The organism is Sphingobacterium sp. ML3W, assembly GCF_029542085.1.
In the GTDB taxonomy this organism is placed as follows: domain Bacteria; phylum Bacteroidota; class Bacteroidia; order Sphingobacteriales; family Sphingobacteriaceae; genus Sphingobacterium.
In genome coordinates, this window is record NZ_CP107036.1 from 189,034 (window position 1) to 212,675 (window position 23,642).

Annotated in this window: 18 protein-coding genes and 1 tRNA gene; 14 read left to right on the forward strand and 5 right to left on the reverse strand. The window is 38.5% G+C overall.

The window, feature by feature from the left end; genetic code table 11:
• Positions 1-209: 209 nt before the first annotated feature.
• The gene (gene murB / locus OGI71_RS00845) at positions 210-1,226 is read right to left on the reverse strand and encodes a UDP-N-acetylmuramate dehydrogenase (protein WP_282253428.1); all 1,017 of its coding nucleotides are present in this window, start codon (positions 1,224-1,226) and stop codon (positions 210-212) included.
• 104 nt (positions 1,227-1,330) lie between these two features.
• On the opposite strand from murB, the gene OGI71_RS00850 reads away from it, so the two are divergent.
• On the forward strand, positions 1,331-1,945 hold the full coding sequence (locus OGI71_RS00850) for a TetR/AcrR family transcriptional regulator (RefSeq protein WP_223582212.1): 615 nt from the start codon (positions 1,331-1,333) through the stop codon (positions 1,943-1,945).
• On the opposite strand, the gene OGI71_RS00855 is transcribed toward OGI71_RS00850, so the two are convergent.
• Together OGI71_RS00855 and OGI71_RS00860 are read right to left on the reverse strand one after the other, a co-directional pair.
• Positions 1,942-2,928, reverse strand: coding sequence for a YpdA family putative bacillithiol disulfide reductase (locus OGI71_RS00855; RefSeq protein WP_282253429.1), 987 nt, complete (start codon positions 2,926-2,928; stop codon positions 1,942-1,944). The two genes, OGI71_RS00850 and OGI71_RS00855, sit on opposite strands and share 4 nt — an antisense overlap.
• A gap of 31 nt (positions 2,929-2,959) precedes the next feature.
• Positions 2,960-5,152, reverse strand: coding sequence for an FUSC family membrane protein (locus tag OGI71_RS00860; RefSeq protein ID WP_282253430.1), 2,193 nt, complete (start codon positions 5,150-5,152; stop codon positions 2,960-2,962).
• Between the two features lie 259 nt (positions 5,153-5,411).
• Here OGI71_RS00860 and OGI71_RS00865 point away from each other — a divergent pair, with 259 nt between their 5' ends.
• From OGI71_RS00865 to OGI71_RS00880, 4 genes are all read left to right on the forward strand, one after another.
• A complete protein-coding gene (locus OGI71_RS00865; RefSeq protein WP_120260600.1) occupies positions 5,412-7,988 on the forward strand; it encodes a phosphoenolpyruvate carboxylase in 2,577 nt (858 codons plus the stop codon).
• A 75-nt stretch (positions 7,989-8,063) separates the two neighbouring features.
• On the forward strand, positions 8,064-8,609 hold the full coding sequence (locus tag OGI71_RS00870; protein ID WP_282253431.1) for a hypothetical protein: 546 nt from the start codon (positions 8,064-8,066) through the stop codon (positions 8,607-8,609).
• 541 nt (positions 8,610-9,150) lie between these two features.
• On the forward strand, positions 9,151-10,029 hold the full coding sequence (locus OGI71_RS00875; RefSeq protein WP_223582223.1) for an exopolyphosphatase: 879 nt from the start codon (positions 9,151-9,153) through the stop codon (positions 10,027-10,029).
• 74 nt (positions 10,030-10,103) lie between these two features.
• Positions 10,104-10,187: transfer RNA gene (locus OGI71_RS00880), tRNA-Leu, on the forward strand.
• Between the two features lie 88 nt (positions 10,188-10,275).
• On the opposite strand, the gene OGI71_RS00885 is transcribed toward OGI71_RS00880, so the two are convergent.
• Together OGI71_RS00885 and OGI71_RS00890 are read right to left on the reverse strand one after the other, a co-directional pair.
• Positions 10,276-10,725, reverse strand: a complete 450-nt coding sequence (locus OGI71_RS00885) for an SRPBCC domain-containing protein (RefSeq protein ID WP_282253432.1) — start codon at positions 10,723-10,725, stop codon at positions 10,276-10,278.
• A gap of 4 nt (positions 10,726-10,729) precedes the next feature.
• The gene (locus OGI71_RS00890; RefSeq protein ID WP_282253433.1) at positions 10,730-11,401 is read right to left on the reverse strand and encodes a DinB family protein; all 672 of its coding nucleotides are present in this window, start codon (positions 11,399-11,401) and stop codon (positions 10,730-10,732) included.
• Positions 11,402-11,725: 324 nt separating this feature from the next.
• Between OGI71_RS00890 and OGI71_RS00895 the strand changes: the two genes are divergently transcribed.
• The 9 genes from OGI71_RS00895 to OGI71_RS00935 all read left to right on the forward strand — a co-directional run bounded on the left by OGI71_RS00895 (position 11,726) and on the right by OGI71_RS00935 (position 23,616).
• The gene (locus tag OGI71_RS00895) at positions 11,726-12,334 is read left to right on the forward strand and encodes a TetR/AcrR family transcriptional regulator (protein ID WP_282253434.1); all 609 of its coding nucleotides are present in this window, start codon (positions 11,726-11,728) and stop codon (positions 12,332-12,334) included.
• 75 nt (positions 12,335-12,409) lie between these two features.
• The gene (locus tag OGI71_RS00900; RefSeq protein WP_282253435.1) at positions 12,410-15,163 is read left to right on the forward strand and encodes a TonB-dependent receptor plug domain-containing protein; all 2,754 of its coding nucleotides are present in this window, start codon (positions 12,410-12,412) and stop codon (positions 15,161-15,163) included.
• A 27-nt stretch (positions 15,164-15,190) separates the two neighbouring features.
• Entirely contained in the window at positions 15,191-16,465 is a 1,275-nt protein-coding gene (locus OGI71_RS00905; RefSeq protein WP_282253436.1) for a parallel beta-helix domain-containing protein, read from the forward strand.
• A gap of 2 nt (positions 16,466-16,467) precedes the next feature.
• Positions 16,468-17,544: an SO2930 family diheme c-type cytochrome gene (locus OGI71_RS00910; protein ID WP_282253437.1), complete on the forward strand. Its 1,077-nt coding sequence runs from the start codon at positions 16,468-16,470 to the stop codon at positions 17,542-17,544.
• 39 nt (positions 17,545-17,583) lie between these two features.
• Entirely contained in the window at positions 17,584-18,981 is a 1,398-nt protein-coding gene (locus OGI71_RS00915) for an aldehyde dehydrogenase family protein (RefSeq protein ID WP_282253438.1), read from the forward strand.
• Between the two features lie 25 nt (positions 18,982-19,006).
• Positions 19,007-19,597, forward strand: a complete 591-nt coding sequence (locus OGI71_RS00920) for a TIGR00730 family Rossman fold protein (RefSeq protein WP_282253439.1) — start codon at positions 19,007-19,009, stop codon at positions 19,595-19,597.
• Between the two features lie 134 nt (positions 19,598-19,731).
• Positions 19,732-21,891, forward strand: a complete 2,160-nt coding sequence (locus OGI71_RS00925; protein ID WP_282253440.1) for a TonB-dependent receptor — start codon at positions 19,732-19,734, stop codon at positions 21,889-21,891.
• 7 nt (positions 21,892-21,898) lie between these two features.
• The gene (locus OGI71_RS00930; protein WP_282253441.1) at positions 21,899-22,918 is read left to right on the forward strand and encodes an ABC transporter substrate-binding protein; all 1,020 of its coding nucleotides are present in this window, start codon (positions 21,899-21,901) and stop codon (positions 22,916-22,918) included.
• On the forward strand, positions 22,915-23,616 hold the full coding sequence (locus OGI71_RS00935; protein ID WP_282253442.1) for a class I SAM-dependent methyltransferase: 702 nt from the start codon (positions 22,915-22,917) through the stop codon (positions 23,614-23,616). Before OGI71_RS00930 ends, OGI71_RS00935 begins: the two co-directional genes overlap by 4 nt.
• Positions 23,617-23,642 lie beyond the last annotated feature (26 nt).

Here is a 23,642-nt window from a genome sequence, read left to right on the forward strand (position 1 = left end):
GCGGTTCATTAAGTATGAGGCAAATAATGAGCCAAAATCGAAAGGAAGGAATTTCTTAATGTAATTTTAAGATTATTTTAAGAAGTGCAATCGTGTGCGTATTTTAACCCTGAGTAAATAGGGTTAGTTTTAAATGATGTTGAAGCGAAGTGGGGCTATATTATTTTGTTTTGAGTTTCAAATATGCGCAAATGTTTTTTTTTGAATCTTTACAATAAATTAACTTCGCGTTCAAGTATAATTCCAAATTTGTCCTGTACATCTTTGATAATCTGGACAGAAAGGTCATAGATTTCCTGACCGCTAGCATTTTGTCTATTTATTAGTACAAGCGCTTGATTTTTCCAGACACCGGCTTGACCATAATCTTTTCCTTTCCAACCGCACTGTTCTATTAGCCAGCCCGCAGCTAGTTTTGTCTGGTGATCGGGCATTGGATAATGTGGGATGGTTGGGTACAAAGCAGCCAACCTTTCAAAGCTGTCTGCAGAGATCACCGGGTTTTTAAAAAAGCTTCCCGCGTTGCCCACGGTACTTGGATCCGGTAATTTTTCTACTCTAATTTTTGATACAACAGTAGCAATATTGGCGATAGTGGGCTGGGTTATATTTTCTTTAATTAGTTCTGTTTCGATAGCACCGTAGCTGGTATTTATATTGGGGGTAAGACTAAGTTTGTAGGTCACTTCTGTAATAATAAAACGCCCTTTGTGTTCTGTCTTAAAAATACTGTCTCGATAGGAGAAATTACAGTCTTCCTTTTTGAAGGTTTTAAATGTACCCAGTGTGGTGTCAAAGGCTTCACATTCGTGAAAAACATACATTAATTCAGTGCCATAGGCACCAATATTCTGTACCGGGGATGCGCCGACGGTACCTGGAATAAGGGCCATATTCTCTATTCCTGCGTAATTATGTTCGATACAATACCAAACAAAGTCATTCCAAACCTCTCCAGCTTTTGCTGTTACATATACGTGATCCGATTCGATTTTTGACTGTATACCTTTGCTAGCCATTCGGATAATGTATCCCTCAAAGGGTTTAGTAAACAACACATTGCTGCCGGCGCCAAGAACAAAAAAGTTCTCTTTGAAAAGTCCCTTTTTAAAAATTTCAGTCAGTGTTTCATTATCATTCACTTCGATTAAGAAATTTGTCTTTTCCTCTATTCCAAATGTATTGAAAGGTTTCAAAGATATATTCGATTGAATGTTTAATTCCATGTTGACTTTATTTTTCAGAAATTCAAAAAAATCAGCTATCTTTAGCATGATAATCGGTAAAGATAGTATAAACCGTTTATTTAACGATAAAAAATGTAAGTTTAATGGGTAATGCAGATGTAAAAAGGATCAAAATTCTAGAAGCTGCAACAAGGCGCTTTGCACACTTCGGAATGGCTAAAACCACGATGTCGGAGATAGCTAAAGATCTTAATTTTTCAAAAGCGCTGCTTTATTATTATTTCCCTGATAAAAACAGTTTGTATTCTGCTGTTTTCGAGTATGTTATTGATAAAATGATTGAAGAGATCGAGGAGGTCATCGACAAAGGTGGCAACTTTGAGGAAATCATGATGTACTCTATCGATATGCGTGTCAAGGCAATCAATCAATACTACAATTTATTCGAATATACCATGAAAATGGTCAAAGAGCTTCCGGATGAATTGGAGCAGGTATTCAAAGAATCTTATCTACGTGAGGTTGAAATCATTGAAAAAATTCTTAAGATTGGTATAGATGCGGGGGAGATCAGCGTAGATGATCTGAATGAGACAGCTCGTATCTTATTATATTCATTATTTGGTATGCGTATGGGGATATTGAAAGATATGAAAAATATGCTGTTTCCAACCAAAGAAGAGTTTGATCATATTCTCAGTTTACAAAAGAAAATGATGAAAATCTTCTTGAATGGATTGCGTTATCAACGTAGTTAAATCGACATTGATTGTATATGTGCGATGATCTGTTTAGCGTGGATACGTGAATTTTCAATAAACCAAAGATGGGTATTTAAACCTCCACAGACTACACCTGCCAAGTATAGGCCTTTAATATTGGTTTCCATCGTCTGTTCGTTGTGATGAGGGATACAGGGTGTCTGTTTTGGGATATCAATTCCTACCTTCCTTAGAAAATCAAAATTCGGACGGTATCCAGTCAGGGCGAGTACAAAATCATTTTCGAGAACTGTAATGCCTGTTGGTGTTTGAATTGATACGCTCGTTTCGGAGATAGCCGTTAATTGGCTATTGTAAAGAACATCGATTTCCCCGGCGGCAATTCTATTCTCAATGTCTGGTTTTACCCAATACTTGACCCTTGGGCTGATTTCATTGCTCCGGATCACTAAGGTAACCTTTGCTCCTTTACGAAATGTTTCCAAAGCAGCATCTATCGATGAATTGCTTGCTCCTACGACAATCACTTTTTGGCCACTATAATAATGAGGATCATCATAGTAGTGTCTTACCTTGTTCAGTTCTTCCCCAGGAATATTGAGTAGCATGGGGATGTCATAAAAGCCAGTAGCAATGATAACTTTTCTTGTTGTGTAACTACGTTTGCTTGTTGTGACATAAAAGTTTTCGGTCTCGTTTTTCTTGATATCCAGTACTTCTTCAAACAGGTGAGTATCCAATTCAAATTTCTGTTGAATGCGTCTGTAATATTCTAAGGCTTCCGTTCTTCGGGGCTTTGGATTAGTTGTCACAAAAGGGATGTCCCCAATTTCAAGCCGCTCAGAAGAAGAAAAAAAAGTCATATTTTGGGGATAGTTATAGAGCGAATTGACTAAACATCCTTTTTCCAAAATGAGGTAGTTGAGATTAGCCTGTTTCGCTTCCAAGGCACAGGCGAGGCCGATAGGTCCTCCTCCAACGATAATGATGTCGTAGAGGGCTGTTGTGTTTTCGCTCATAAATGTAAATTTCGCTAATTTTTAGAATAAACTAGCTTGCTAACTTAGATAATTCTGCTGCTTGTTCGGCAGCGCTTTTGTCATGGAGATCCTGAACAATCTTATTTAAGTCCTGTGCAATTTTATACAAGAACTCTAATTGCTCTTCCAGGAGCTTCCCATCTGCAGAATTGATGTCGCTGTTGTCAAAACGATGATTGGATATCTCTATTTCCATAGGTGAAAATACTGCACTGGAATCTTGAGAATATAGTAATTGAATAGATTGATCCAAGCTGTTTAATATTTTTCTTATAGTCCTGACATGGTCTTTGTTGAGGTAATTGTTATCCATTTCATCCAAGTGATTCATCAGTGTAACAGAAAACGAAGCTAGAATATGATTGAATATGACAAATTTATTGACCTCCTTGCTGTATTTCTGTCTTTTTTTAGGTTCAGTCAGCATACGTTGAAAGGTAGATCCCATATTAGCGGTTTCGACATAAACGGCTTTTCTTGCTAATTTATAGTCAGTAATCGATGGGGCCTGTCCTGCAATTTCTTTTAATGCCTGGAAGATATAATTGTAATTGGCGATCAAAAGCTTTCGCATAGATTCCTTTACCTGCATACTCTCCCAATTTGGAAAAATAATATAACTGGATAGGAAAGCAATCATACCTCCGATGAATGTATCTAAAATGCGTTCTTTGGTTACTTCCAAGGTATTAGAGCTTACAAAGCTGAGCATGATCAATACATAAGGTGTCATAAATAGAACAGCGATGACATAATTGACTCTAAATAAGCTATAGGCTGTCAGGAAGAAAAAGACCAGCAGCACGAATAGTATCGTGGGATCATGTATCGTCAATAGGATGACAGCGCCGATTAGTCCGCCGATGGTGGTTCCAATAAGACGTTGTATATTTCGCTCTTTTGTAAGGCCAAAGCCAGGTTTCAGGATAACCATAATTGTCAGTAATATCCAATAGACATTATTGGTGATATTGGTTGTCTCAAAAACATAATACGTGACTGACATAACGATTGCCATACGACAAGCATGTCTAAAGATTGTCGATTTTAAGGTAAGGTTTTCACGAAATTTCTTCAGATCAATGGCTGAGCTTTGGACAAAACGTTTGGCGTCATCAATTTCTTTCCTTTTGATGTCGTCGGGTTGCAGGTGTGAATAACCGTAGATATTTTTTATACGGCGGACCAGGTCACGTAAATTGATCAGAACTTTACGCAGGGCAAAGGTACTGTATTGATTTTCTTTGTCGAGTTGATCAATTTTAGCATGAAGACGTGTGAGGTCCGCATCGAAATCATACAGCGGCTTGGGTTGAATATTCGTGTTGAGCTGGTAGGCTAAATTGTCGAGCTCGTTTGTATATTTTAAAATAACGTTCTTGAAATCATCTAGAATGCCTGTTGGGCCAAAGCGTTCGCTAATTGTATTGTAATCATAGTGTGCAGCCATACTTTGCTCAAACAGATCAACAATATCATTAAAGATCAGTGTAAGGTAGCGGCCCACTTTTGTCGTATCCTTAATGGATCGTTTACTTTGAAAAAGCAGATCTCTAACGTTTTCCTGATGCTGATTTACTTCAACTTGCTTGTCAATCAGTTTAAGGTAATTTTTATCGTTGTCGATTTTGGCATCATAAAAGTTTGCTTTTAGCCGAATATAATCTGCCACATAACGAATGGTTTCTGCGAGTTCCTGTTCGGCTAATCGATAGGGACGTGCTTGTGTGATGGAGAGACTGATCGCAATATACCAAAGTCCACCAAGTGTGTAGAACCCGAGGTAGTTAATCGCTTGGTCAAGAGGGTAATGTATCTGTACGTGGATCAGCATCATCAGTATACACATCAAGCCTACATTGGCTGCCCGACCATTGAATACTGCAAACATTGCAAATATAAAACAGGCTATTCCGATAAAAATAGCGAGGAGATATACATTTTGATTGACAAGATTGGTGAGGATAAATGTCAAAGTGGTCAGTATTGCTCCTGCAATCATACCTTTGCGTCTATGACTTGGCGCCCCTGGCGTGTCGGATAGTCCAACTAAAAGAGCCCCCAAAGACACAATGGTTCCATTGGTGAACTGTCCGATGGTAGCAAAGATGAGGACAGGCACAATGCATCCGATGGTGATCCTGAGCCCATCCGCAAAATATTGACTGTAGAAAAAACTTTTTATTTCTTGTGTCTGTTTCATAATGTATAGCACAAATATACGAGATAAGGCTATATTAGCCTGTGGTTTCTCTGTTTGCTGTAATAATATACTAAAAACGAAAAATTACTAAATTTCATTAATATCTTTATAATATTTTGATGTTTTTTTTGATTAATTTATATTTTTTTATTTGTTTAAATATAATATTGCTATATTTGGCACATAGGGTAATTTCAGATATATTACAAAAACTCAAGAGTCACCTAAACTCTCTTGACCATTTTTCAAAGATTTAAATATGAAGCAAAGTAAAAATGAGGCCGTCTTTCAGGACGAGGTATTGACACGCTTTGAACTTTTCAAAAGTTTGTTTTTAACATTACCATTTCAACGTGTTAAAGATACAGGTACTTTATTGCCATTTTTTGCAAAGCAGTGCGAGAAGGGTGTTGACCAACATTTGACTCCAGATGAGATTATAAAGAGTTTTTTTGATCAGCATGAAGAGTTTTCTTCGGAAGAACAACGCATAGACTTACTTTTTCGTTTTGTCCAATATATAGAACGTCAGGTCGTATTATTTGATGCGATAGAGGATTCGTCATTTCAAATGGTCGGCCGTGGTGATGATGAAAATGTCTTGGGGGCATTGATCAAGAATGCTGAGGGGAATGGTGATATGCGACGAAAAATCGTTTCCAAATTAAAAGATTTCTCCGTTCGTCTGGTACTTACTGCTCACCCCACTCAATTTTATCCAGGACCAGTATTGGGGATTATTAATGATCTGATCGATGCAATAAAGACCAATGATATCCATAGTATACATTTATTGTTACAGCAGTTAGGTAAAACACCATTTATCAATAAAAATAAGCCTACACCGGTAGACGAGGCCGCAAGTTTAGCTTGGTTTTTGGAAAATGTATTTTATAAGGTAGCCTCGGAGATCCAGTCTTTTATTGATGATGAATTGGATGTCGATACTGAAGAGGTAAAACAGCTTATCGAATTGGGCTTTTGGCCAGGAGGAGACCGTGATGGAAATCCGAATGTAAGTGTTGAAAGTACCAAGAAAGTCGCCGCTTTATTGCGTACTATTTTGTTTAGATGTTATTACCGCGATTTCCGTATTGTAAGACGTCGTATTACATTCAGAGGTGTCGAGGAATACATGGAGAACTTGCAGACCCTGTTTTACGAAAATAGCTTTAACCCTGTCGAACATCCAGAAGATGAAACCGACAATATCATTACGAATTTAAAGGCGATCAAAAACGTATTGGAAGAATATCACAATGGCCTCTTTGTTGAGATTGTTGATGATTTGCTTCGTAAGGTAATGACATTCGGTTGTTTTTTCACGACTTTAGATATCAGACAAGATAGCCGTATACTACGTGATGCAACAGATTATTTGATTCAACAAAATCAGGAAGCTACTGGTGTTCCATTAAATTACTTGGAACTGAATGAAGCTGATAAACAGAAAGCGTTGAAGTTTAAGGAACTGGATTTAAGTGTCGGTGATGATGCGGATCCATTGACAAAAGATACATCTGGTGTGATTAAATTGCTTAAGGAAATTCAACGGTCTGGTTCTGAGCGTGCTGCACAGCGTTTTATTATTAGTAATTGTCAGCAAGCAAGTGATATTTTGGGATTGCGTCAGTTGTTTTTGTGGTCTGGTTGGAAGAAAGATGCATTAACAATAGATTTCGTACCTCTATTTGAAACAGTGGATGATTTGACCAGAGCTGCCGATGTCATGAAAACGCTCTATAGCAACAAAGAATATAAGGCACATCTGAAACGCAGAGGAAACAAGCAGACCATTATGCTAGGCTATTCGGATAGTACAAAAGATGGAGGTTACCTAATGGCAAACTGGTCAATCTATAGAGCAAAAATAGAGTTGACGGCTATTTCCCGAGAATACGATGTTGATCTTGTCTTTTTTGATGGACGTGGCGGACCTCCGGCACGTGGAGGAGGTAAAACACAACGCTTTTATGCTTCCATGGGTAAGGAAATTGCCAATGATCATATTCAATTAACGATACAGGGGCAGACGATCAGTAGCCAATATGGCTCCTTGGATACGGCTCGATTTAATATAGAGCAGCTCCTACATGCGGGTATTATCTCTGATTTAAAACAACGGGTAGGTGATACGCTGACCAAACATCAGCAAGAAATTATTGATAAATTGGCCGAACTGAGCCATCATAAATTTATGGATCTTCGTACCAATAAGTTATTCCTGCCTTATCTGGAAACGATGTCTCCGTTGAAAGCACTTTCATCCATCAATATTTCAAGCCGACCTGTAAAAAGGAATTCAGGACGGGAATTACGCCTCGAAGATCTACGTGCGATCAGTTTCGTTACTTCGTGGAGTCAATTGAAGCAAAATATCCCTGGGTTTTACGGGGTTGGGACAGCTTTACAGTGGGCCGAGAAGAATAATCTATGGAAAGATGTACAACAATTGTATGTTTCTTCGGGATTCTTCCAGACCTTGATCGACAACTGTATGATGTCTATGACCAAATCTAATTTTGATATCACAGCTTACATGAAGGACGATAAGGTGTATGGTGAATTCTGGAAAAATCTTCATGCGGAATACCAGATTACCAAAGAGTATTTGTTAAAACTCAGTGGGACATCTAAATTGATGGAGAACTACCCCGTAGACCGTGAGTCAATTTTGGCGCGAGAAGGCATCGTATTGCCTTTGTTGGTGATCCAACATTATGCAATTCGTGCGCTCAATTCCGATAAATTGGATGAGGCACAACGAGAGGATTATTCAAAGTTGATTGCACGGACAATATTCGGTGTCATCAATGCAGGAAGGAATGTTGCTTAATTTTTGTTTCTTTTCGCGGATTAGGTTTCGCAGAAAGTATATTTTATCTACTTTTGTATAGTTAACAAAATTGATATGAAGATTAATAAGTTATTTATTGTAGCTGCTTGTGCGAGTACTGTATTTGCGTCTTGTGGTGAAACAGCTGCAAATAGACAGCGTCAATATGCCAATGCATCTTTAGCAGATGGTGATGCTTTTACAATGATTAAATTCGTTGGCGAGGAAGGTAACTATTTAGTAAACCTTGCTGATGTAGCGGCAAAACAATCAACTTCAACAGAAGTTAAGAATGTGGCGGCTAAAATTAAAGAAGCTTATGCGACTGTATTGCCTGAGTTGGATGGTTTGGCAAAAGAGTTGCATGTCGGCGATGCACAACGCGGTGTACCTGCGTTTCAAACTCCGGCTTCAATCGGATCAGATAGCACTGCTGCATTCAATGATAAAGCGTTTTTAGCATTGGTTCTTGAAAAACAAGGTGAGATCAATAGCAGATTGACCCGTGAAGAACACAACACCAATCATAGTGTTATTCATGTTTCTGAGGAATCTTTGAAAAAAGTTGAAGAAATCTATAAATTGGCTGGTGGAAAAGTGGAAGGCCACGGTCATCACTAAATAGCAACTTATATAGGAAGAAAAGGAATATTTGGTTAGCTGAATATTCCTTTTTTTTTCTGAAAATGGCTGTTTTCATTGATTCGTATTCTTTCTTTGAGTTATCAATGCGCTCGCCACGCTCCGTTTATAGACCAGAAAGCACCTTCAGTCTATTTTCATAGCTATCAGAGTTATCAGAGTCTGTGAAAGCATGAAGGATTTATACTGTTGTTTCCTTGTCATTCTTTATAGATAATTGAATGGTCTATAACAGTAGTAAATAAGACAGCTGAGGAGAGGATAAAACCATACAGCCTGGTTTTATATTGGGATTTTCAAAAGTATTTCTGAGCGTCATTTTAAATGCTGTAATTCAAAATAGGTTTTATTTTTGTGACGAAATAGATGCGGTTTTCCATAAAAATAAGGGAATCAAAAAGAGAAATAATTTGTTGAGTTGTTAAATTAATAATAACTTAACATTACTATAATACAGTTATTAATAACTGTGATTATTTTAGCATGATTTAATCAAATAATAGATAAGAAACAATATAACGTGAGATACGCTGCTATAGACATAGGCTCCAATGCGGTCCGTCTTTTGATCGCTGATATCATTGGCCAAAAGGATCAATACAATTTTAAAAAAAATACGCTTTTACGGGTTCCTTTACGCCTGGGCGACGATGCATTTATTCAACAGGAAATTTCTCCCAGAAAGGCAGAGAGCTTGATAAAAACGATGAAGGCATTTCGCGAATTGATGGATGTTTATCATGTGGAAGACTATATGGCCTGTGCAACGTCTGCGATGCGTGATGCAAAAAATGGTGCTGATATTGTTGCGGAAGTTAAGAAAAACGGGATCAATATCGATATTATAGAAGGGGCAAAGGAAGCTGAAATTATCTACAACAGTCATTGGGATAATAAGATGGAAAAAGACAAGGTATATCTTTATATCGACGTAGGTGGTGGTAGTACCGAATTGTCTTTATTTGCGAATGGTATTCTGGTGAATTCGAGATCCTTTAACTTGGGCACGATACGTATTTTGGATAATCAGGACAAAGCAGAGACTTGGGATGAGCTCAAAGAATGGGTCCGAAGCAACACACATATGTATAAACAGGTCATTGGGATAGGAACTGGTGGTAACATTAATAAATTGGCCCGCTTGTCCAATGAGAAACTGGATAAGCCATTGTCTTACGCAAAATTGAAAGCGGTGTATGAACATTTATCGTCTTTCTCTTTAAAGGAACGTATTATTTTACTGGGTCTCAATGAAGATAGGGCGGATGTAATTATCCCTGCAAGTGAGATTTTTCTGACGATTATGAAGTACGGTCGTCTAAAACAAATCATTGTTCCCCGTGTAGGATTGGTCGATGGTGTAATTAGAACCTTGATCAATAGGAATTTAGTGAAATAAAGCATTAAAAAGCATTTTTCGACTTGCAAAAGAAGGAAAAATCTTTATTTTTGTGATACCAAAGGCGAATATGAGCCCAGGTGGCGAAATTGGTAGACGCACCATCTTGAGGGGGTGGCGCTCGTATGGGCGTGGCAGTTCGAATCTGCTCCTGGGCACTTTAAAAAAAGCCAAATCTTAATTTTAAGATTTGGCTTTTTTTGGCTATATGCTCTTTGTTTGTGAATAAATAAACTCTTTAAAATCTTATTCTTCACTGATTTCTTTGAGAATTTGTAAAGCTTTTGGCCACGATTCGTCAAAATATTCAATATACTCTTCATTGGTGTCCACATCAACTTTTAATAATGTTTTACCATCAAGATCTGTAAAAGTATAATTCTCCAATGAGCCGGCCCAGTCTTCGACAGCCGGTCCTTCGGTAATCTCTTTGCCTTTGTCTAATATACCGTAATGGCGGATGGATATGTATTTATTTGGAATATTTTCGGCTATCTCTGCCACCATACCTTCTTTTTCACCATCCTTATTAATACCGGTAAAATAAATCTTGGCACCCTTTTCCCAGCTACCTTCAAAGTCAGAAGTTGGGTTAAAGGCAGCTGTCCACTTTTTATACGTTTCTTTATCAAGCATTGTCTTAAATACATGATCGACAGGGGAGTCGATCGTGATCTGATAATTCATTTTTTTCATGTGCTTATTGTTTTGGAAAGTTAGGGTCTGCTTTTACTTCTTCAATCTGTTTGGTATGTCGGGCACAATGTGCTGCAATAAACATCAAGCCTTGGTAACCATCTACGACACCTGTCGGATAATCGTTGATATGGTTGCGGAGATCCTTTGCATCTGCATTTTTTATGTAGTCAATGACTGGCTGCCTCGCGGTCAGAAAATCAGCTAAAGCTGTTTTTGAGTCTTTGTATATACCGGTTGGTTGAAGTTCTTTAGGCGCCTGAAATTTATGGCTTCGATCTGTAATTGTCGTTTTTAGATTGTCGTCGGTCATTTGCACTTCGCCTTTTCTTTCTGGTTGGGGAGCTTTTGTTAATGATGCTTTTGCCATATCAAATATCATTCGTTCAGAAAGTACAATATGTTCCAGGCATTGACTGATTGACCATTTGTCTGGGGCTGCCTTAAATTGCAGCTGAGCTTCACTAAGACCTGAGACTTGTTTTTCGAGTTCTTTGGTTGTCTGGTCAAAGTATTGCAATAAGGAATCGGTACCTTCTACTCCTTTTGTAAGTGGGGCTTGCTCGATTGCTTCGGTGTAGTTTTTATGAGCTACACTTTGCTGAGGTACTGGCGTTGATGAAAGGAGTACTGCGCTAAAGCCGGCAATCGCTATCATATTCATAATCTTGTACATGTTTATAATTTTTAAATTGTTAAACGTCACTTTCTCATTACAATTATAATGTATTTTTGTTTTTTTATTCTTTTCATAAGGCAAGAAAAAATATCCTGAGCAGAGTGTAATTAAAAATTACGTTTTTTGAAATGGCGAATCTAAAACTACCTGCGAAATGTTAAATTTAACCTGTAGCAGGAATATGGGGGTTGGTATATAAATTGAGTATCAACTTGCTGGTTGAGATTGCTAAATAACAGTATTCATTTTATATATTTTCAATTTTCAAACATTTTATTAAAATGTTTGAAAATTGAAAATATATAACTAACTTTAATTCAGATGAACAAAAAGGAACAGGTTAAGGAGCGGATAGGTCAGGCCGCAATGGAGTGTTTTGAGCGATATGGTTTAGAGAAGACGACATTGGATGATATTGCGAAAGCTGTGGGACTGAACAAAACTTCGCTTTACTATTATTATAAGAACAAGGAAGATATTTTTATAGAAGTTGCGATCCGCGAGGGTGAGTCTTTTATAAATACATTGCAACAGAGTACCTTAAAGAAAAAAGGAGTGGAGAATCAGATCGGGTTCTATTTAGAGTCGAGATTGAACTATTATACAAATGTACTCAATATGAATCGGGTGTCGGTAGAATCACTTGACAAGATTTTACCCCGTTTTTTTGAACTATATGATGCGATGATGGTACAGGAAAAGGATTTTTTAACAAAGCTTTTGCTGCAGGCCATCGCTCGGGAGCAGCTGGATATGGAAGATCCAGAAAATACAGCTTCTGTACTAATCAATTTTGCGAATGCACTAAAACATAGTACGGAGCAACAAGCGATCCTAAAGAAGCAAGTCGAGATTGACTATGCACAAAGTCTTCGGGATACTAAATTTTTGGTTTCCTTGATTTTCAAGGGAATCAGAAAGCAAGGATGATGACCTGTCTCAGGGAATCATGGATGGGTAAAGTGAGGCATTGAAGCGAATATTATACGCTAACCAATATAAACTATGAAAAAAATTACCTTATTAATCCAGATTCTCTGTCTCTGCGCTCCATTTTCTTTGTTTGCGCAGCAGACGATAAACGGGCGCGTTAGTAATAGCCTGACCGGGGAGGCCGCTTATGCAATCTCCATACGTATAAAAGACAGTAAGGAAGGTGCGTTTTCGGATGATCGAGGTCGTTTTCAATTGAAAACGAATAAACCTTTGCCCCTAATCCTTTCTATTTCCGCGATCGGATTTGAACCCCGTGAGGTCCTTGTCGAGAGTGTAGCCTCTCCCTTAGAAATTCCGCTTAATGTTTCGCCTATACTGGGGCAGGAAGTGGTTGTGTCTGCAAGCCGAACAGTCCAGACCAAATTGTCCTCCCCTGTGACCATCGAACAGATCAGTAACAAAGACATCCGTAATTCTGCTCAAATAAGTTATATGGATATGCTTCAGGGGCTGCGGGGAGTCGATGTTACTGTGTCCAGTATCGGTTTCACCAGTGTAACGACACGCGGGTTCAATACAAGTGGAAATACGAATTTTACGCAAATTGTCGATGGTATGGACAATCAGGCTCCGGGATTGAACTTTCCCCTGGGCTCAGTTATTGGTTTGACCCAACTTGATGTTGATAATATTGAGCTTTTATCGGGCGCTTCTTCTGCGTTATATGGCTCACGGGGACTCAACGGAACGATGATTGCGACAGGTAAAAATCCATTCAAATATCAGGGATTAAGTGTATTGGTGACTCAGGGAGTCAATCATATAAACGCTAAAAAGAACAATGATCCTGTTCCCGCATCGCCGTATTATGATTGGACAATTCGCTATGCTAAACAACTGAGCAATAAGATTGCTTTTAAGGTCAATGGTCAATATACCCAGGCAAAAGATTGGGTGGCCAATGATGAGACGAATAAAAATGGTTTGGGTACGGCGCTAACGAACCCCAATTATAATGGTGTCAATATGTACGGTGGTGCAACATCAGTAGATATCAACCCTTTCTTGGAAGCTGCACTGGCTGGAAATCCAGATTTGGCGCCAATTGTTGAACCCCTGCTTGCTCATTCAAATTATGTTTCCCGAACTGGCTATGCTGAGTATGGGTATCTCGATAATAGGGCAAAGCTTTTTAAAGTAAATGGTGAATTTCGCTATAAGATTTCACCTGATATAGAAGCTATTGCTTCGGCGACTTTTGGCACTGGAAACATCGTGTACACCAATGATACCCGTTATCAGTTAAAAGGATTTAAAGTGGGCCAATATCGTTTGGAGGTACGAAGTGACAAATGGTTTGTCCGGGCTTATACGACTCAAGAAAATTCAGGAAAAACACTTGTAGCAGGACCTACGGCCCAATACATCAATGAGTCCTGGAAAACAAGTTACGATGGTAATGTAGGGGGCTGGTATCCGGAGTATACAGCTGGTCTTCTTAATGCACTTGCCACTGGCACTTCGCTTACAGATGCCCATCTCCAAGGACGTACTTTAGCTGACCAGGGCCGGGCGGAACTTGGTAGCGCATTATTCAATAAACTTAAAGACAGCATTAGCAATACGCCAATTTCAGAGGGTGGAACATTATTTCTAGACCGCAGTAAGTTATATAATGCTGAAGCGCAATATAATTTCTCAGATCATATCAAATTTATGCAGGTCATAGCGGGTGTCAATTGGCGCCTGTATAGGCTCAATTCTAAAAATACACTTTTCCCAGATAAGGATAAACCAATTCATGTCAATGAATACAGTGCTTATCTTCAAATGGCAAAGAGAGTCATGGACGAACGGTTGAATATCGCGACTTCTTTTCGATATGATAAGAATACATTATTTGCTCAACCGCGGCTTACGTCACGTGCATCATTGGTCTATGATATGCAAAAACAGAATTATTTGCGTTTCTCTTATCAGAATGCATATAGTTTTCCTTCTAATATTCAGGCGCTTCAAAATACATTGAATGGTTATAATAGTTTTTCATCCGGTGGATCTTCGCTATTACTGATTGATAACTATCAATTTGACCGCTACCCACCCTATACATTAGAAAGTGTACAAAAATTTCAGTCAACAAATGATCCGAAAGTACTTCAGCAATTTAAGTTTGATGATATCAAACCACAGTCAGTCAATGCTTTTGAATTAGGATACGCAGCGATGTTTGGTAAGCGTGTTATGGTTGATGTGCTTGGTTATTTTTCAACATGGAAGAATTTTATCGGTTATGCCAATGTAGCCAATACACCGGGGACTGACGATATCAACGCTTTTAAGGATCATGCTACCTATGTTCAATATAATGTCGCTTTTAATGGTGGAGAAACAGTAAATACATACGGCTATGCTGCAAGTGTGAGCATAGATCTGGGCAAGAATTTTATGACCAAGGCAAACTATTACTCGGACTATCTTAAAAATAAAAACAATAGCCAGATCAATAACTTTAATACACCTAATTATCACTTTAATTTTGAATTTGGAAATAGTGGTTTTGGAAAAAAACAAGTCTGGTCTTTTAGTACATCACTTCGTTATAAACCCGGTTATTATTATGTTGTGTCTGGAGGACTTGCGGCGGGGCAGGTACCTAGCTCGACTGTAATTGATGCACAAGTTAGCTATAAGCTTATTAAAGCTCGTTCTGGCATTCGTATCGGTGGAACGAATATTACGAACAAATATTATTCTACTGGTATAGCCAACCCTCGTATTGGTGCGGTGTATTATGTCACCTATGCCTATAATATTTTTTAACCAAAATAAATCATAAAAAGATAAATCATGAAAAGACATGTAAAAAACAGGCTCATAATGGTGTTCATAGGACTCGTCTTTTGGAGCTGTAAGAATCAACAAAGTACAGACTATAATGTGTTGACTTTTGGTCCGGGGCAGGAGGAAGCGATTGAGGAGGCTTTTCTGTCGATTAAAGATAGTACAAATATACACTTGAAAGCAGGTAAATATCGTTTTGACAATCTGAGTATCGCCCAGGTAAATCATATTAAAATTGAAGGCGAGGGGCATGATAAAACAATTGTGGATTTTTCGGGACAGACACAGGGAGGTGAGGGGATTCGTATCACTGATGTCAAAGGACTAACCATCGGAAATATGACGATCCGGGATTCAAAAGGTGATTTATTGAAGATAAATAACAGTCAGGACATCATTATTGCAGATCTACATAGTATATGGAGTTCGGCTGATTCTACCAGTGGTGGTTATGGAATTTATCCTGTACTCTGCAAGAATGTACTGATTGAGAATTGTTATGCAGAGGGCGCTTCTGATGCGGGTATCTATGTAGGACAGACCAAAGGAGTGGTTGTAAGAAAATGTAAGGCATTCAAAAATGTAGCTGGCTGTGAAATTGAAAATACAACAGATGCCGAAGTATATGACAATGAGTTTTATGGCAATACAGCGGGTTTTCTGATTTTCGATTTACCCGATCTGTCACAGCGCGGTGGCCATGTGAAAGCTTATCGAAACAAGATCTATGATAACAATTTCAGAAATTTTGCGAAAGGAGGAAGTTTTGGGACTTTTTGGGGCGTAGGAAACGCCTCTCCAGGAAGTGGAATTATTATCCTTTCCACCTCAAATATCGAAATATATGACAATACGATTGAAAAAAATAATACTTCGGCGATTACTATAGCTTCTGGTTTTGCTGTAGATGAAAAAGCTGCTGAACGTATCAATGCCAATTACTCGCCAATACCGACGCATATTAAGATCCATGGCAACACCATAAAGATGGAAGACAAGTTCCCACAACCGGCTTATGAACATCGTATTGGCCAATTAATTATTGCTACTGAGGCACAGCTGAATGCCGTTGAACCCAATCGTTCTGTGAAAAGAATCCCTGCGATCCTATACGATGGAATCACCAGCAACATTATGACCAATGGTACTTCCTTAAATCCGGATTCTATTTGTATTGACCAGCCCGGTGAAAATATGTTTGTTTCGGCAGATTTTAAACATGCGGGGCAAGCAGATAAATGGAAACCATCAAGTAATGTGAAACCATTTCAATGTAAATAACTGTGAGAAATATAAAATTGACCATTGCTGTTATCATCGTTTTGACTGTATTCTCTTTGACGTTGCAACAAAGCTGCCGACAGGGAAAAAATAAATCAGAACAAACCAATACATCTTTCGTATTTAAAGAAAAACTGTCTGATTATGGGTTTTTCAAGGGAAAGCTAAGTAGTCTATTACCGCAAGAGGGGGTGCTTCCGTACGACCTAAGTACGCCTTTGTTTTCAGACTATACGGTTAAAGATCGTTTTATTGTTCTTCCACAGGGAAAATCAATGGAATATACTGCACAGGGACCTTTGGATTTTCCTGATTCAACCATAATTGTTAAAAATTTCTCCTATATCAATGTTCAGGGACAAAAGGTGGTCATCGAAACCCGCTTGTTGGTTAAAGATCCGATGGATCATAACTGGAAAGTCATGAATTACCTTTGGAATACGGAGCAAACGGATGCAGTTAAACATATTAGAGGATCGAAACTGGCAATCACGTTGGTCGATAACTCTGGTAATAAACATACAACAAATTATATGGTGCCGAATACCAATGATTGTAAACGTTGTCATAATAATGCATCGAAACTAATGCCAATAGGTCCTAAAGCGCGTAATCTGAATTTTGTGCGCGCCGGCGATTCTATCAACCAATTGACTCGTTGGAGTTCTCTGGGATTGTTGAAAAATATGCCGGACTTAAAGAATATTTCACAACTGCCTGTATGGAATGATACAGAAAAATACAGTATTGAAGAACGTGCTAGAGCTTATTTGGACGTCAATTGTGCGCATTGTCATATTAAAGGCGGTGATGCATTTAATACGGGGCTATTTCTCAATTATGAAGAGGATACACCTGCACATCTCGGTGTGGATAAAGCACCTGTATCTGCCGGAGGAGGGGCTGGTGGCTTAAACTTTGATATAATACCCGGAGATTCAAAGCATTCTATCTTGCTTTATCGGATGAATAGTACCGAACCGGGCACTGCAATGCCCGAATTGGCCAGAAGTATTATCCATAAGGAAGGTGTGGATTTGATCCGGCAATGGATAGATAATATGCCCAAGAAAAAATAAAAATATCATCACCTTTCAATTTATATTAATTAGAACAGCATGATTGAGCAAATAGATTCAATATTTCAGCAACAGCAACTCTTTAAAATCGAATTACGAAATAGTGATCCCCAGCAACGGATAAAAAAGCTACGTAAATTGCGTAGTGCGATTGAAAGTAACGAAGATTTAATTTATGATGCATTAGCGAAAGATTTGCGTAAATCAAGAAATGAGGCCGCAATAAGTGAGGTACTATTTATCTATGGTGAAATCGATTTTGCTATTCGCCATTTGCAAAAATGGATGCGGCCCAAACGCGTAGGGAGATCGGTGACAAACTTGCTGGCAAAAAGTTCGATCGTCTTTCAACCCAAAGGATTGGTTCTGATTATATCGCCTTGGAATTACCCCTTTCAGCTTACGATGAGCCCCTTGGTATCTGCGATTGCTGCTGGCAATTGCATTGTACTGAAACCATCCGAGCATAGTCCGTACACAGCAGCAGTGATTCAGAAGATGATATCCGAATCGTTCGATGTTAAAGAGATTGTTTGTATTGAGGGTGAAAAATCTACAGCGGAAACTCTTTTGAAGCTTCCTTTTGATCATATTTTCTTTACGGGAAGTTCTATCGTTGGTAAACTGATTATGAAATCAGCCTCTGATCATTTGAGTTCTGTAACCTTGGAGCTCGGAGGGAAATCGCCAGTGATATTGGATGAAACTGCCCATCTTGAAAAAGCAGCAAATAAAGTAGCCTGGGGAAAGTTGATCAATGCCGGTCAGACTTGTATTGCACCAGATTATGTTCTTATTCCGGAAAAGCGACGTGACGAATTTGTTAGATATTATTTAAATGCTGTAAAAAAGATGTTTTTTACAATAGATGGTAAAATAGATCCTACTGTCTATGCGAAAATTATTAACCAAAAGCATGCTGATCGTCTTCTTACATTGATCAGGAACTCGGTCCAAGGGGGAGCCCGATTAGTTGAAGGAGGTGTACTGTCTGAGGATTTAACGTTGAGTCCGACATTGTTATTAGATGTTTCATTGGATAATGCGATCATGGGTGAGGAAATCTTTGGACCTATTCTTCCAGTGATAACGTATGGAAAATTGGAAGAAGCAATTGCTATCGTAAATCGAAGTGAAAAGCCACTTGCATTGTATGTATTTAGCGAAAACAAACATAGTATCCAACAGGTCGTACAGCAAGTAGCATCAGGCGGTGTTTGTATCAATGACGTACTTATCCATGTTTCCAATCCTCACTTGCCATTTGGTGGTGTTAACGGTAGTGGCCAGGGAAGTTGCCACGGTTTTTTTGGCTTCAAGGCATTTTCACATGAACGAGCTGTGATGCGTCAATCCAGATACGCACTTTCTACATTGATTTATCCACCCTATACAGGAAAAAAAATAGTATTTAAATTGCTGAAAAAATGGATTTAGGTAGCTTAATTTTTTATACTTGTATATGAATAAAATCAAAAGCATTGTTGTGTTTTGTGCTTCCAGTTTAGGCAATTCCAGCATATATGAAGATCAGGCAAAATATGTAGGTTATACTTTTGCGCAGCGAAACGTTCAGCTGGTGTACGGAGGTGGCCGTGCAGGATTAATGGGCGTGGTTGCCAATGCTGTTTTAGAAAAAGGTGGTGAGGTCATTGGCGTAATTCCCCACTTTCTAAACTCAAAGGAAAGGGAACATCGCGGCGTAACAAAATTAATTACGGTGGATAGTATGCATGATCGTAAACGAATCATGAATGATCATGCTGAAGGAATAATAGCTTTGCCGGGAGGATTCGGAACCCTTGAGGAGCTTTTTGAAATGATTACCTGGGGACAACTCGGTCTACATCGTAAGCCAGTGGGAGTATTAAATATTAATGGCTTTTATGATCATTTGATCAAATTTATGGATCATATGGTTATTGAGGGGCTTTTAAAACAAGAGAATAGAGAAATGCTGTTGATAAGTGATTCAATTGAAGATCTATTAGATAAGATGGAAAACTATGAGGCGCCAGAGGTAACAAAATGGATTGACAAGAATGAGATTTGAGCAGACCTTATTGTTTTAATGACCACTTAATTTCTAATTGCATCTTAATATTGCTCTTATGGTTTGTTAAGATGGTTCTTATTGTGTTTTAATGTTGTTTTTGGATTTTTGTAACAAAAATTCTTTATCTAATTATGTTACAATTCAAAGGTCTTGTTACACCTTTATTAATTGCTGCTCCTTTTTGTCTTAATGCACAGACAGTTTCATCTGACTCCTTAAAATCATTGAAAATTGATGAAATAGAAATCACCTCTAAGTATTACAGGCGGTATAATCCAAAACAATTGTCTGAAGCATTACGCTTGGAAACTTCTTTATTGAATGTTCCGCAGCATATTCAGGTCATTAACAGCGAGATTTTTCGAGATCAGGCGGTATTGAACCTGAATGAGAGCGCTACCCGCAATGTAAGTGGAACTTTTAGAGAGGAATTACATAATGGTATATCCCCTGATATATACTCGCGTGGGGGCTATATCAGTGCACAACGTAATGGCGTAGATATGCGTCCATTGGGTAAGGGGCCAATCGCCGATGATCTGGCAATTATTGAAAGAGTGGAATTTGTAAAGGGACCGAGTGGCTTTATGCATGCCATTAGTGATCCATCCGGTTCCTATAACATCATTACAAAAAAACCAACAGGAGAAACCAAAAGGAGTTTTGATTTGCTAACTGGAAGTTTTGGTTTGTTGCGTGCCGCTGTAGATTTGGATGGGCAACTTGATAAGCGTAATAAAGCCCAATACCGTTTAAATGTCATGGGCATGCGTGGTAATGGATTTCTTAAACATGATCGAAATAATAGATTGTTGTTTGCTCCCTCATTAAAATATCAATTTAGCGATCGCACATCAATAACGGCCGAATACATCTATCAACAATTGAACTATCTTCTCCTCAGTGAAGCACAGATGTCCCCCTACGGTTATGGTACACTCCCGAAAGATTTTACCATTACCGACCCAAGTATACGACCTTTTGTAGGTAATGACCATAATGCATTTTTGACATTTCAACATAGATTTAAGAGTGATTGGCAATTGACAACAAAATTGGCGTACATCCGTAGTGGCTATAATGGTACATTGTTTTGGGTGAATGGTGCGAATGCTCAAAATAAAGATATTTTGGATAGAAATCTAGTTTACGATTCGAATAAGTACAGTATCTTTTCTACGCAGGCTTACGTGAATGGATATTTTAAAACTGGAAATGTCGGCCACCGTATCATCACTGGAATTGATATCAATAATAAATTATCCCGAAGTTGGGATACATGGGGCGCAGCGACAGCAGTCTATCCGCTGTCCATTACGAATCCACAGTATTCAGAAACGATCCTCAATACTGGTGTAGGCGGCGATTCTGCTTCGGAGAATGATTTTACTTCCGAGGGAAGTAAAATACACCGACGGCTGTTCTATGTTTCGGCTTATGCAATGGATGAATTACTTTTTTTGGATGAAAAACTGCGGATTACCCTTGGTTTACGTGTCACTGCATCAAATGGCAAAACAAATGATTATGGAGCAAAGAGTAATTCCGAAGATGTTGTTTTAACCCCACGGTTGGGAATCAATTATGCATTGGATCAAAATACTTCGCTCTATTTCCTACATGACCAGAGTTATTTGCCACAAGCAGGGATTTCCGTGGATGGTACAGCGTTAAAACCTTTAGAAGGAGTAAACTATGAATTAGGGATAAAACGTGACTGGATGGAAGGAAAATGGAATACAAGCGTTTCAGTGTATCATATTGAAAGAAATCGTCTGATCACACCTGACCCAGTATCCAATCTGATCTATCAGACCGGGGAAAGTAAATCCAGAGGAGTTGAGTTTGACCTTAAGGGAAGACTGGCAAAAGGTATGAATGCGGTGATCAACTATGCTTACACGGATTCTAAAATCTCTGCCGACGAAATGAAATCAGAAAATATTGGGATGGCCACGCCCAATCGGGTAAAGCATATTCACAATACTTGGTTGAATTATCTGTTGCCTATTGAGCGCGTAAAAGGTTTAACAGTATCCTTGGGATATCAGTTGCTCATTGGTCGAGCTGAACGTTTTACATCAACGAATCCTGTAGCCCTAAAAGATATCTTTCGATTGGATGCAGGAGCAGGATGGAGCAATGACAAGTATCGTATTAATCTAATCGTCAATAATCTATTGAACGAAAAAATGTATTCTACAGCTTGGCGTAATGGTAGTGGAAATATGTACTATTGGGTACAAATGGCACCTATACATGCAAGGCTCTCATTCGGAATAAATCTGTAAAAAAACGATGAAAATAAATTTTATAAAAAAACTTATAGTGATCCTATTTCCTATTTGGATTGGCTGTAGTGGCGAAAATCAAATAGGGAAAACGAATGGAGTGGCTGTAGAGGTAATCGATGCACAAGGGCAACTTATTGCGCTAGAGAAACCGGCAGAACGTATCGTATGTTTATATGAACCTGGATTGGACGCGCTATATATGCTGCAGGCTGAGCATAGAATTGTTGGGCTATTTAATGATGTTTATTCCAGTGATGAGCTATTTCCTTTCTTTTCGAAAATGGATAGCCGGATACTTGAGCGAAAACTACCCGTGGTGGGCGCAAATAATCAGGGAAGTGTTGAACAGATTGTTGGACTCGGTCCAGATTTGGTAATCGTACATGCTGGTCAGGCGGATTTAATAGAAGGCTTACGAAATGCTGGAATGAAGGTGTATGCAACGAAAGCCGAATTGAAAGCAGAGGTGTTTAAAACAGTGCAAGATATTGCAACACTTACAGCTAGTACGGAAAGAGGTATGGAGTTGATTTCCTATGTAAAGCAGAAAGAGGAACTAATCAAAAAAACTTCTAATACGATTGCAAAGAAACGACGGGTATATTTTACCTGGGCTTATGGACGTGTTTTTTCGACAACAGGTACAAAGAGCATGATGCACGCTTGTCTGGAAATGGCCGGTGTCGAAAATGTCTGTCCTTTTGAGTTGGATCAACCCAATATTAACGCGGAAACATTGATCAGCTGGAACCCGGATATGATTGTTATGTGGAATGATAGTCCACACTTATTTTATAAACGAAAAGAGTTTGCGGATATCCCTGCGATAAAGGAGAAGCAGATTTTTAATCTATTGCCAATGTTTGTCTACAATCCACATACGTTGAAAGCGCTTTGCACAGCAACGGCAATACATCATTGGGCGTATGATAATAAGCAATTAGGTCAAAAGGGGCAGGTTGAAGAAATTATTACCCATCTTTATGGAAAGCAAAAAGCTGATAAAATTATAGATTTATTATGATAATTAACAGGATTACATCGTACTGGGACAAACAGAGTAAGATTTGGCGTGAAGAGAAAGAAGAGGCTTGGTCCCAACCAGAAACAGCAAATTGGTTGAATTTCTTCGAAGAGATATTGCTAGACCCAAAGTTGGGAGGAAAGAATATTCTGGAGATAGGGACTGCTTCAGGATACTTTGGTAATATTATGACCAAGGCAGGCTTTGATGTGACCGCTATCGATCTCTCGCCAAACATGATAAATGAAGCAAAACAGGTTTCTAATGTATTAAATCTAAAAGTGGATTATCATGTAATGGATGCTCAAAATTTGACATTTGATGATGATAAATTTGATCTTGTTTTTACACGTCTTATGACCTGGACGATTCCCGATTTATTAAAATGTTATGGTGAAATATTTCGGGTATTGAAGCCCGGAGGAATATTTATAAATTTTGATGGTGATTTCGGAGCGACAGTTTTCAGTCAAGAGGGACATAAAAGATATCCTAAAGAAATTATGGAAGAGGCAAATGTCATCAAATCTAATTTAGATATAAGTAAACATAGCCGACCTGAAAGAGATTTATATCTATTGGATAAGGTAGGTTTCACTGATTTGAAAACCGATAATGAAGTTCACAATAAAATCTATTCGAAAACAGAAGCAGGAGGTGGATTATTCATGCTGAGTGCTGTAAAACCGATGTGCTAGTCTTCTATTCTATCCTGTTTTTTTTA

Coding starts and splice junctions, on each gene's coding strand:
- OGI71_RS00870 (WP_282253431.1), top strand. CDS start 8,064: ATGAAGATTAATAAGTTATTTATTGTAGCTGCTTGTGCGAGTACTGTA.
- OGI71_RS00900 (WP_282253435.1), top strand. CDS start 12,410: ATGAAAAAAATTACCTTATTAATCCAGATTCTCTGTCTCTGCGCTCCA.
- OGI71_RS00895 (WP_282253434.1), top strand. CDS start 11,726: ATGAACAAAAAGGAACAGGTTAAGGAGCGGATAGGTCAGGCCGCAATG.
- OGI71_RS00855 (WP_282253429.1), bottom strand. CDS start 2,928: ATGAGCGAAAACACAACAGCCCTCTACGACATCATTATCGTTGGAGGA.
- OGI71_RS00935 (WP_282253442.1), top strand. CDS start 22,915: ATGATAATTAACAGGATTACATCGTACTGGGACAAACAGAGTAAGATT.
- OGI71_RS00925 (WP_282253440.1), top strand. CDS start 19,732: ATGTTACAATTCAAAGGTCTTGTTACACCTTTATTAATTGCTGCTCCT.
- OGI71_RS00915 (WP_282253438.1), top strand. CDS start 17,584: ATGATTGAGCAAATAGATTCAATATTTCAGCAACAGCAACTCTTTAAA.
- OGI71_RS00865 (WP_120260600.1), top strand. CDS start 5,412: ATGAAGCAAAGTAAAAATGAGGCCGTCTTTCAGGACGAGGTATTGACA.
- OGI71_RS00890 (WP_282253433.1), bottom strand. CDS start 11,401: ATGTACAAGATTATGAATATGATAGCGATTGCCGGCTTTAGCGCAGTA.
- OGI71_RS00905 (WP_282253436.1), top strand. CDS start 15,191: ATGAAAAGACATGTAAAAAACAGGCTCATAATGGTGTTCATAGGACTC.
- murB (WP_282253428.1), bottom strand. CDS start 1,226: ATGGAATTAAACATTCAATCGAATATATCTTTGAAACCTTTCAATACA.
- OGI71_RS00930 (WP_282253441.1), top strand. CDS start 21,899: ATGAAAATAAATTTTATAAAAAAACTTATAGTGATCCTATTTCCTATT.
- OGI71_RS00860 (WP_282253430.1), bottom strand. CDS start 5,152: ATGAAACAGACACAAGAAATAAAAAGTTTTTTCTACAGTCAATATTTT.
- OGI71_RS00850 (WP_223582212.1), top strand. CDS start 1,331: ATGGGTAATGCAGATGTAAAAAGGATCAAAATTCTAGAAGCTGCAACA.
- OGI71_RS00920 (WP_282253439.1), top strand. CDS start 19,007: ATGAATAAAATCAAAAGCATTGTTGTGTTTTGTGCTTCCAGTTTAGGC.
- OGI71_RS00885 (WP_282253432.1), bottom strand. CDS start 10,725: ATGAAAAAAATGAATTATCAGATCACGATCGACTCCCCTGTCGATCAT.